Annotated in this window: 7 protein-coding genes, 1 other RNA gene and 1 pseudogene; 5 read left to right on the top strand and 4 right to left on the bottom strand. The window is 50.5% G+C overall.

The window, feature by feature from the left end; all coding sequences use genetic code 11:
- Positions 1-237: 237 nt before the first annotated feature.
- The 4 genes and pseudogenes from FD23_RS03050 to recU form a co-directional block, all read right to left on the bottom strand.
- The gene (locus FD23_RS03050; RefSeq protein WP_052933653.1) at positions 238-1,239 is read right to left on the bottom strand and encodes a D-2-hydroxyacid dehydrogenase; all 1,002 of its coding nucleotides are present in this window, start codon (positions 1,237-1,239) and stop codon (positions 238-240) included.
- Between the two features lie 48 nt (positions 1,240-1,287).
- Positions 1,288-3,202 (bottom strand): annotated as a pseudogene (locus FD23_RS03045) (alpha/beta hydrolase family protein).
- A 145-nt stretch (positions 3,203-3,347) separates the two neighbouring features.
- On the bottom strand, positions 3,348-5,660 hold the full coding sequence (locus FD23_RS03040; protein WP_052933654.1) for a transglycosylase domain-containing protein: 2,313 nt from the start codon (positions 5,658-5,660) through the stop codon (positions 3,348-3,350).
- Complete coding sequence (gene recU / locus FD23_RS03035; protein WP_025895714.1) at positions 5,647-6,279, bottom strand: Holliday junction resolvase RecU; 633 nt, start codon at positions 6,277-6,279, stop codon at positions 5,647-5,649. Before recU ends, FD23_RS03040 begins: the two co-directional genes overlap by 14 nt.
- A 160-nt stretch (positions 6,280-6,439) precedes the next feature.
- Here recU and FD23_RS03030 point away from each other — a divergent pair, with 160 nt between their 5' ends.
- The 5 genes from FD23_RS03030 to FD23_RS03015 all read left to right on the top strand — a co-directional run bounded on the left by FD23_RS03030 (position 6,440) and on the right by FD23_RS03015 (position 10,261).
- A complete protein-coding gene (locus tag FD23_RS03030) occupies positions 6,440-7,000 on the top strand; it encodes an SLOG family protein (protein ID WP_025895715.1) in 561 nt (186 codons plus the stop codon).
- 75 nt (positions 7,001-7,075) lie between these two features.
- The gene (locus tag FD23_RS03025; protein ID WP_013439505.1) at positions 7,076-7,540 is read left to right on the top strand and encodes a cell division regulator GpsB; all 465 of its coding nucleotides are present in this window, start codon (positions 7,076-7,078) and stop codon (positions 7,538-7,540) included.
- 30 nt (positions 7,541-7,570) lie between these two features.
- Positions 7,571-7,931, top strand: an RNA gene (rnpB, locus tag FD23_RS09165) — RNase P RNA component class B.
- A 127-nt stretch (positions 7,932-8,058) separates the two neighbouring features.
- Positions 8,059-9,183, top strand: coding sequence for a THUMP domain-containing class I SAM-dependent RNA methyltransferase (locus tag FD23_RS03020; protein ID WP_025895716.1), 1,125 nt, complete (start codon positions 8,059-8,061; stop codon positions 9,181-9,183).
- Positions 9,184-9,301: 118 nt separating this feature from the next.
- Positions 9,302-10,261 (top strand): metallophosphoesterase family protein, encoded by a 960-nt coding sequence (locus tag FD23_RS03015; RefSeq protein ID WP_230844819.1) that lies wholly within the window; start codon positions 9,302-9,304, stop codon positions 10,259-10,261.
- The last annotated feature ends 132 nt before the right edge of the window (positions 10,262-10,393 follow it).

Below are 10,393 nucleotides of genomic sequence, written 5' to 3'. Positions count from 1 at the left end.
TTGTCGTTATTAACATTGTAAGGGACAACCCTTCTTTTTTGTTGCCTATTTTCTATTTACACAAGAATTTATACTGAACCCTTTTTTCTCCTTTTCACATGCTAATTCCATTGTATGGTAGAAAAAAGATTATTCCAGCAAAAAAGTTAGCGCTTTCAATAGAAAATTGCAATATACCAAAAAACACCGGCAGAAATTAAACTGCCGGTGTTTTCGCGTTAATCAATTCAGTAAAAATTACAGGTTAACGATGCTTCTTGGCCGGCCGCCCTTGGCGATGGTCAATTGGTCAGTCAAGCAGATCTGCACCATGTTGCGGATGGAAGTTTCCGTGTAGAAGGCTGAGTGCGGAGTAATGACAACGTTTGGCATCTTGGCCAGGGTCTTGTAGTCTTCTGGGATTTCGCTGTCCGTCAGGCCAGTGTGGCCAAAGTAGCTGGATTCCCCAGCCAAAGTGTCCAGGCCGGCACCGGCGATTTCGCCATCCTGCAAGGCCTTGATCAAGGCTCCAGTATCGACTAATTCGCCCCGGGCACAGTTGATCAAGTAGGCAGACTTCTTCATTTCCTTCAGCTGCTTTTCCCCGATCATGTTTTCCGTTGATGGGAAGAGGGGAGTGTGGAGGGAGACGATGTCAGCTTCTTTCAAGACCGTGTCAAAGTCGGTGTAGGTCAAAAATGGTTCAAATTCCGGGTTGTAAGCCACGTCATAGGCGATGACCTTGGCCCCCATGGCTGAGAAGATTTCTGCCACGGCGCTGCCGATGTGACCGACCCCGATCAAGCCGACAGTCAAGTTGTAGATTTCATTGCTGATCAAGTTACTTGGCCAGGTAAAGTCATGGTCATGGTCCATCCGGTAGCGGAATTCCCCGATCTTGCGCAGGAGGTACATGGCCTGGGTAACCGTCATTTCAGCGATCGCCCGCGGGGAGTAGACCGGAACGTTGGTGACCAGCAAGTTGTACTTCTTGGTCCAGTCGAAGTTGATGGTGTTGAAGCCAACGATTCTGAGGCAGATGCACTTGACCCCGTATTCGCTCAATTTTTGGTAAACAACTTCTTCGTCAACCGGGCCAAGTGGTTTAAGGGAAACGCTGCTGCACCCTTCAGCTAAATCTACAGTCGCGCTGGTCAAGGCCTGGTCGGTCGTCTTAATTTCGACATCGTTTTTCTTAGCCCAGTCTTCAATGTAAGGCACTTCGATCGGGCTGACATTATACATGGCAATTTTAGTCATAAAAAACTCCTTTGTTGCATAATCTTTTGTTTTCTTGCCTCTTATATTTTACCGCAAATGCTGGTCAAACCAGGCAGTAATTTCTTTTAAGCGGCGGATTTGGTGTTTTGGCTGCCTGCTTCTGGAGAGCTCGTGGTTTTCGCCTTTAAAGAGGCACATTCTGCTTTCCACCCCGTAGTAGAGCAGGGCCCGGAACATCTGCATTCCTTCCGGCAAAGGACATCTGTAGTCTTCCAAAGAGTGGATGAACAAGGTCGGCGTGGTCACGTTTTTGGCATATTTCAAAGGAGACTGCTGCCAGGCATAGTCCAGCTTCTCGTCCAAGTTATTTGCGTCAATGGAGTAAAGGTCATCCCAAGGACCCACGTCTGACATAAAGGCATCGCTCAGCAAGTTGGACATGGGCCGCTGGCTGGCGGCAGCCTTGAAGCGGTCAGTATGGCCGATCACCCAGTTGGTCATGTAGCCGCCATATGAACCGCCAGTGATGCCCAGACGGCCGGCGTCAATTTGCGGGATTTTTGCCAAAACAGCGTCCGTGAACTTCAGCAAGTCCTCGTAGTCTTCCCGGCCCCAGTGCCCCCGCATGTTGGCGTAGTCCTTGCCCTGGCCGTCAGAGCCATAGATGTTGGCAAAGAAGACAAAGTAGCCCTGGCTTGCCCAGACCTGCATCTCGTGAAAAAGAGGGTCCCGTAAACTGTCTTTGGCCCGCCGTGGACATCGAGGATGGCCGGATATTTTTGCTTTTCAGCAAAGTCTTTCGGGTAAAGAACCCAGCCATGATGGGTATTGCCGGCATAGTCTTGATAGTCAACTTGAACGGCAGAAGCAACATAGCGGCCCTTTAAGGCATCTTCGTTATAGCTAGAGTGCTTGGTCAACTGGCCGTCCTTGTAGCTGTAAAGTTGCTGGGTCTCGTTGGCATTTGGACCAGTAAACCAGCAAGTGCCGTCACTGGTAAAGTCAAAGAATTCGATGGAAGGAAATTCAAAGACAGGAGTAACTTTTTCGCCGTCAAAGCATTCCAATACCGTGTGGTCGACCTTAGTTGTGGTGAAGTAGAGGCAGTCCTCAAAGACCCGGCTGGTCCGCACGTCCAACAGGCAAAGGTCGGTGTCTACGCAGTCGCCCCAGCCGCGGCCAAAGAAAGAGTTTTGAATTCCGGGTCATACTTGTAAAACTAGGGATTTTCTTCCGAGCCATAGCGCTTTTCATCAGTGGCCACCAGGTAGAGCTGGCCCTTTAAGACGCAGATGTCAAAAATTGACCACTCTTCTTTTGGCAAAAGCTGAGAATATTCCAGGCTGTTTAAGTCCAGCTGGTAGAGGGCGGACTTGCGGGCCTTGGATTGAGTGTAAGAATCCCCGGTGAAGTAGAGGTCAGTGCCATCGACATAGTGGAAGTCAAAGTTGAAGTATGGGTCATCTTTTAAGAGTTCGGCCAACTCCTTTTTGTCGGGGTCAAAAAGAAAGAGGCGGTCGCGGAACTTGGAAATAATGCCGTCGCCATTGAAGTAGGCCGGGAACTCATCTAAGACCACATAGTCTTTTTCATCCGGATCCTGCTTTTTCTCAGCTTCGCGCAAGTCAACTCGCCGGCTGAGGAGCAGGCGGCCGTCTGCTAAGACATTTTCAAGCGCGAAATCTTCTCCCTCTAAAGCAGCGATTTCCCTTGCTTCACCGCCCTTTAAAGAAAGCTGGTAGATAAAGGTCTTGTCCTTTTCCTTGATCCGGTTGCCGGCAAAGCAAACCGTGTTTTCATCGAGAAAGACGAAGTCTCTTTCCTAGCCAAAGGAGCTAAGGGGGCTGACTTGCCCGTCTTACAAGGTCTCTAATGTGTAGAGGTATTTGTCTTTTTTGCTGGCATCTGGCAGGCCCTTGACCCAGACAAGGTTCTGACCATTGGCCTTGAGCTTGCCCAGGTTGGCATAGTGCAAAAAGTCCTCAATTTTAATTGCGTCCATGATTTCCTCTTTTCTACTTCTGTAAGTCTTGTTGACAGATATTCTTGTTTTTTATCCTATTGCCATATATTTTAACAGAAAAAAAGCCAGGGCCTTGAAGAAATCAGTTGCTCTGGCTTTTTCGATAAATTATTAATTCAGCAGCTTAGTTATTCTGCTTGTTATCATTATTGTTGTCTTGCTTATTTTCTTCAGTCTTCGGCGCCTTGCTGCTCTGGCTGGAAGAAGATGCCGAGCTTGATGAAACCGCGCTTGAACTTGAAGAGCTAGATGAAGACGAGGAGTTCTTGCTTGAACTGGAACTCGAGCTGCTCTTCGAGGAGCTGGAACTTGAGCTTGATTTGACACTGGAAGTCACGGCTGAACTGGAAGCAGTAGAAGTATCGCTGTTTGAGGAGACATAGTCAGCGTCAGTCGGCGCATGCCCCTTGACAAAGAGTTCCCAAGTGTAGGGCTGGCCAGGGGAGGCTACTTTGTCTTCAGTATTCTTGACAATCCGCTTCTTGACAACCGTTGCTGGCATTTCCCAGTCTGTGCTGTCTTCGTCAGCCATCAAGTAGGACATCATGTACTTGTAGATCAGCTGGGCTGAGTACTGGCCGACTCCAGAGATCGTCCCGTCCTTCAAATTGTCATAGCCTGTCCAGATTCCGATTGAATACTGCTTGGTGTAGCCAACGAACCAGGAATCCTTTGGCGTTGAGCTGTAGCTTGGGTACTTAACCAGGTCGGAGTCAGAGTACTTAACCGTACCGGTCTTACCGGCCTCGTAGATCCCGCTGACCTTGGCCGTGGTCCCGGTCCCGCTGGTGAAGACGCCCTTGAGCATGTCGGTGATCATGTAGGCAGTTGACTTCTTCATGACCCGCTTGCCGGCAGAGTTATACTTGCGGACCTGCCCGTCAGCCGTTTCGATCTTGGAGACGAATTGCGGCTTTCTGTAAACGCCCATCGTCGCGAATGCCCCATAAGCAGCCGCCATCTGCAAGCTGGAGGCGTCAGCCCCGATCGCTGTCGAAAGACCAGCATTGGGACTGACGTTAACACCTAATTTTCTGGCAAAAAGCGAGGCCCGGGAAATCCCGACTTCATTCAAGGTTCTGACGGCCGGCACGTTTCTGGACTGAACCAGGGCATAGCGCATGCTCATTGACCCCTGGTAAGTGTTGTCCCAGTCATAAAGCTGGATGTTAGTGCCCGGGTAGGTGTACTTGGTATCCTGCAGGATGTGGCTGGTTCCCCAGTTGAGGTATTGAATTGCCGGAGCGTAGTCTAAGACCGGCTTGATCGTTGACCCGGTTGACCGGCCTGTCTGGACTGCCCGGTCAAGACCCAGCTGGACTGACGGCAACTTCCGGCCCCCGAGGATGGCGATAACATGTCCGTTCTTCGGGTTGATGACCGTGGCCCCGATCTGCATCTTCTTGCTGGTAAAAGCAACGCTGCCGCTGTTAGCCAGGGAGTAAAGTTTGTTTTGGGCAGCCTGATTGATGTTGATGGTGATCTTCAGGTTGTCATTGTATGGGTCGTAGCCGTCAGCCTGCACTTCAGCAATTGCTTCCTTGATGTAGGCGTCGTCGACCTTGCGCAGCTTGGATTCAGTGCTGGTTGTGTGCTTCTTAAGGCCCTTCTGTACGTCTTCAGCCTTGGCTGCCAGGTACTGCTTCTTAGTAATCTTCTTGTTGTCATACATGGCCTTAAGAACCAGGTCCCGCCGGTACTTAGCCTTCTTTGGGTAAAGGTAAGGGTTGTAGGCCACCGGGGCGTTAGGCATCCCGGCCAAAAGGGCCAGCTGGGCCAGGTCCAGCTGCTTGAGGGACTTGCCATAGTAGTAGTTGGCTGCAGTCCCCATCCCATAGGTCCCATAGTTCATGTAAACCTTGTTGATGTAAAATTCCAGGATCTGGTCCTTGCTGTATTCTCTTTCCACCTTCATGGCCAGCCAGGCTTCCTGGGCCTTTCTGGACAGGGTCCGCTGGGAGCTGGCGGTTGAGAAGCAGGTCAATTTTACCAGCTGCTGGGTGATGGTTGACCCGCCGGCCACGGTGCTGGAGCTCTTGACGTTGGTCAAGAAAGACGACACGATCCGGAGGGGGTCGATCCCCAGGCTTTCAGAGTAGAAGCGCTTGTCTTCGATAGAGACGACCGCGTCTTTCAAAGTCTGGGGGATGGCCGAGTCTTTAGCATAGACCCGGGTCTGTGAACCCAGTGACATTAAAAATTTGCCGTCGGTAGTGTAAAAACTTGATGTGCCGCCGCTTTGCAGCTTGGAGGTGCTGATGCTCGGGGCGTCTTTGGCGTAGTAGGCGAAGACGCCGACGCCGGAGATGATCAGCAAGAAAAAGAGCAGAAAAAGCCATTTAATTACCCGCAGAACGGGCCGGGCCTTCTTGGCGCCGTCATTGGCGTGCAAGCGGGCCATCCGCGTGTTCTTTTGCTCTGGACTATTTGTTGCCATGTTCTTGTTTCCTATCCGCAATGATCCGGTCGACCGCCTCTAAATAGGGCAGGGCTGGCCAGAATCCGCTTTTAATTTCAAAGGAGTTAGCTTTGATTTCAGCAAGAGTCATTGAACTCTTGCCGGCAGCCTTCCAGTTTTGCCAAGCTTGAATCAAAAAAGATGCCGGGGTGACAAAGTAGCGCTCCAGGGTCATGAAGCCGATAAGGGCAAAGCAAATCCCCTCCTGGTCCAAACACTGCTCAAGGTGCAGGATCTGGTGCTCATGAAAGTTCTTTAAAGGAAAAGAAGTTTTGTTGCGCGTCTCCTTGGCTTCAAAATCAAGGTAGTAGCCTTGATAGACGCCGTTGTAGTCAGTCGTTGAGGCCTGACGAAAGTAGGCCTCGCGGATGACAGCCCGCGATCTTTTTGGGTAGTCGACCTTGACGATCTGAATCGGGGTCGGCTTCTTGTGAACGACCGCGATGCCCGCGTCAAGGTAGTACTGGTTTGATTCATTGATCTGCTGCTCCAGGGTCATCCCGCGGTCAGAAAAGCTGGCCTTTTTAAGCAGGGCCTTTTCTCCTTGCCGCTGAGCTGCCCTGAGGGGCATGACAGATCCAGTTGGGTATTTGACCATAAAGTTCACTCCTGGAAGTCATTATAACAATAAAAACTTGAGAAAACTAATCAGATTATTTGCAAACTGACTCTGAAGCTAGATCATTCCTGCTTTTGCAGTTAATGTTACAATGTTTTTAAGAAACTGGCAAAGCAAAAAGATTAAGGGAGGAATTTGCATGCAGCGAATTTGGATCAGCGGCTACCGGGGCTATGAACTGGGAACTTTTGGCGACAAGGATCCAAAAATCACGGTGATCAAGTATGCCATCAAGCAGCGCCTAACCAACCTGCTGGAAGAAGGGCAATTGGACTGGGTCATCACTGGCGCTAACCTGGGCGTTGAGCAGTGGAGCGCGGAAGTGGCCCTGGAACTAAGGCAGGACTATAACCTGCGCCTGGCAGTGATGCTGCCTTATCTTGACTTTGGCAGCCGCTGGAGCGAAAACAACCAGCTTAAGCTGCAGAATTTGAAAAATCAAGCTGACTTCTGGTCCGCAACTTCAAAAGGACCCTACCAGGGCGGCCGGCAATTCCGGGAATATCAGCAGTTTATGTTCCAGCACACCGACCGGGCCCTTCTGGTCTATGATCCGGAATACCCAGGCAAGAGCAAGTATGACTACGAGATGATCGAAAAATACCTGGAAAAGCGGGATGACTACCAGCTGGACCTGGTCGATTATTATGACCTGGAACAGGCCGCCAGGGATTATGAAGAAAATCAAGGGGAATGGTAAATTTTAACTCTTTCTTTCTTTTTTATAAGGGCGCTTTTTGATAAAATGATTTTAGTATAAAGGAGTCAAGATTTAATGGCAGATTTAAACGATATTAAGTTGTCCGCGCAGGACATTTTGAAGAAGCAGTTCAGAAGCAAGGTCAAGGGCTATGATCCGGATGAAGTTGATTCTTACCTGGACCAAATCATTTCCGACTATGAAACCTTCCAGGACATCATTGAAGACCTTTACGGCCGGATTGGTGAACTACAGGGGCAGGTAATCGACGCTGAGAAGCAGGTCAAGCAGGAAGAACAGGCCGTCAAGGAAATTCCGGCAGCCGGCCCGGCACCAGCAACTACTGAAAGCAAGGAAGAAGACGTTAAGACCTACGTGCCAAGCTCACAAAGGCAGCGGGCCAACTTCAGCCTGGATAACAGCAGCACTAGTGGCGAAATCTCAACTAACATGGCAATCATTCAAAGACTTTCAACCTTGGAGCGGAAGGTCTACAATCTGGAACAAAGAGTTTACGGAATTCAGGACTTACAAAAGTAAAGAAAGTTTGCTATAATAGCAATTGTTGCAAGTTTCGAGCAGTCGCGGCCGGCCTTGAGCCGGCTGAGGAAAGTCCACGCACGCACGGGCTGCGATGCCCGTAGTGATCGTATTCAGCCCAATAAGCTGGAGGGGGCCCCAGGCCTCACGGCAGAGAAAGCGCTAAAGCCTAGCCATGCGTGAATATCTTGAAAGTGCCACAGTGACGGAGCAAGCCGGGAAACCGGCTTGGTGGAACGAGGTAAACCCTGCGAGCGTGTAACCCGAAATTTGGTAGGGGCGTCTCAACTTAGGCAAATGAACCAAAAGTTGGACTACATCATGTAGAGATAGATGGCTGCTGAAACCAGCCGCGGCCGGCGGTTGGTGGAACAGAACGTGGCTTATAGAAACTTGCAAGGCAGAGAGTTGGACTTCGTTTGAAGCCCAACTTTTTCTTTTTTTAGGAATAAGCCTGCAAATATAAAATCAGAATAGCAATTAGAATAAGGATCAGAAGGAAAAGAACGGAGATAGCGATGGAAGAATACCGATTGTACACGACCATGGGGGCGGGTTTTGAAAGCGTCGTGGCCAAGGAATTGCAGTCCTTGGGCTATGAAACGACGACGGAAAACGGCAGGGTCTTTTTTAAAGGCGGCCAGAAAGACATCGTCAGATGCAATTTGTGGCTCAGAACAGCTGACCGGGTCAAGATCCTGTTAAAGGAATTTACGGCTAAAGATTTCTCAACCTTGTATGATGAAACTTACGCTTATGACTGGGCCATGCTTTTGCCAGTCGACGCGGCCTTCCCAGTCAAGGGGCGCAGTGTCCGCTCAAAGCTGCACTCTGAACCGGATGTGCAGTCCATTGTGAAAAAAGCCATCGTTGACAAGATGGCGGCCCAATACCACCGGCGGGGCAAGCTGCCGGAAAGCGGCAGCCTCTACCAGCTGGACGTGCACATTTACAAGGACACTGTCCGCCTGTCGCTGGACACGACCGGGGAAAGTCTTTTCAAGCGGGGCTACCGGATTGAGCACGGGGGAGCGCCTTTAAAGGAAAACTTCGCGGCATCTTTGATCAAGCTGACGCCATATGACGGGACCCATCCATTTATTGACCCGATGTGCGGGTCAGGGACCCTGCCAATTGAAGCAGCCTTGATTGCCCGCAATATTGCCCCGGGCACTTGGCGGAAGTTTGCCTTTGACGACTTTGACTGGTTTGACCCGCGCCTGCACGAAGAGCTGCTGAAAGAAGCCAAGAGCCAGGTTAAGCCAGCTGAAGCACCAATTTGGGCCAGCGATATCGACCAGTCGATTCTGGAAGTAGCCAAGCTGAATGCCCACAATGCCGGGGTCTTGCAGGACATCCGCTTTAAGCAGGTCGCGGTCAAGGACTTTAGCACCGATCTGGAAAACGGGGTCATCGTTTCCAACCCGCCATACGGCAAGCGTTTGAAAGACAAGCAAGGGGCAGAAGAGCTTTACCGGCAGATGGGAGAAGTCTTGCGGCCGCTGACTTCTTTCAGCCAGTACTACTTGACGGCGGACCCGGATTTTGAAAAGTGCTTCGGGCAAAAGGCCAGCAAGAAGCGCAAGCTCTACAATGGTAACCTCCGGGTTGACTACTACCAGTTCTGGGCCAAGCGCAAGTAAAGAAGAGATATGCTGATGAAGACGATTACGGATAGTGAACGGCCAGACTTCTGGTTGATCTCAGATCCCCCACTTAATTGCCGATGACCTGCATGACTTTGGCGCCAGGTTTAAAAAGATGCGGCAAACCAGCGCTGGCAAGGACATTGCCTACCAGGACCTGGCTCTCAGGGCTTTTGTCAGAAAAGTTGTCAGGGCCAAGCCGGCAGCCTTGATCATTACCGGGGACTTGACCTTTAATAGAGCCAGGCGGTCAGCTGAAAGGCTGGGGGAGATTTTTGCCCCCTTAAAAGATGCGGGGATTGCCTTGCTGGTTATTCCGGGCAACCATGACATTTATGACGGCTGGGCCAGAAGTTTTAGTGGCAGTGAGGAAAGACGGGTTGCGCAAATTTCACCGGCTGACTGGAAGGAAATTTTTTCTGCTAGCTATGACTTAGCCGCAAGCCAGGAGCCAGGCTCTTTATCATATTCAGTCAACTTGAACCCGCACTGGCGGCTGCTTTTGCTGGACTCCAACCTGTACAGCAGCCAGTTTTCCTACACCCATCCTATGACCAGCGGGGCCATCGATGATGGGGAAAGGCGGTGGCTGAGCCAGGAATTGGTTGAGGCCAAAAGACTAAGACAAGACGTCCTCTTTTTCATGCACCATAACCTCTACAGTCATAATTCAGTGGTTCATGACGGCTTTAAACTGAATAATGCCGGTGAAATTGTCCAGCTGCTCAGTCAGTACCCGGTCCGCTGCGCTTTTTCCGGCCATATCCATGCCCAGCACATCATGTCCGGCTGGGTTCCGGTTCCTGAGGTTGTTTCATCCTGCTTCGCGGAAAGCGACCAGGGCTATGGGATAGTTGAGCTGACTGCTAATTCCTTCAGCTACCGGCGCCACGCTTTTGACATTGACAATTTTTTAACGGCTGAAGAGAAAAAGCTGCCGCCTTTTGCGGATTTTCATGCTTATCTGAAGGAAGTTTTTGACCGGAGCAGTAACCTGCTTCTGCGCCAGCACCTGCTCAAGGGAGCAGCAAAGGACCTGCCGGAAGCCGCGGAAATGCTCAAAAAGATGCACTAGGACTTTTTCACCGGGCAAAGCTATAAGAGTGAAGCCGAGATTGCGGCAATTTATGAATCAAGCGCTTACCGAACTTTGTTGGCAGTCATGCCCAGCATGAAAAGTTATATCAGCTCCCTTTACGAGAGCACC

This window comes from Lactobacillus delbrueckii subsp. delbrueckii DSM 20074 = JCM 1012 (genome assembly GCF_001433875.1).
GTDB classification, from domain to species: Bacteria; Bacillota; Bacilli; order Lactobacillales; family Lactobacillaceae; genus Lactobacillus; species Lactobacillus delbrueckii.
Note: the sequence above shows the minus strand (reverse complement) of the source record. Positions and strands in the feature narration are given on the sequence as shown.

Excerpts from the sequence above, each read along its gene's own strand:
- FD23_RS03050 (WP_052933653.1), bottom strand. The coding sequence starts at position 1,239 with ATGACTAAAATTGCCATGTATAATGTCAGCCCGATCGAAGTGCCTTAC.
- FD23_RS03040 (WP_052933654.1), bottom strand. The coding sequence starts at position 5,660 with ATGGCAACAAATAGTCCAGAGCAAAAGAACACGCGGATGGCCCGCTTG.
- recU (WP_025895714.1), bottom strand. The coding sequence starts at position 6,279 with ATGGTCAAATACCCAACTGGATCTGTCATGCCCCTCAGGGCAGCTCAG.
- FD23_RS03030 (WP_025895715.1), top strand. The coding sequence starts at position 6,440 with ATGCAGCGAATTTGGATCAGCGGCTACCGGGGCTATGAACTGGGAACT.
- FD23_RS03025 (WP_013439505.1), top strand. The coding sequence starts at position 7,076 with ATGGCAGATTTAAACGATATTAAGTTGTCCGCGCAGGACATTTTGAAG.
- FD23_RS03020 (WP_025895716.1), top strand. The coding sequence starts at position 8,059 with ATGGAAGAATACCGATTGTACACGACCATGGGGGCGGGTTTTGAAAGC.
- FD23_RS03015 (WP_230844819.1), top strand. The coding sequence starts at position 9,302 with ATGCGGCAAACCAGCGCTGGCAAGGACATTGCCTACCAGGACCTGGCT.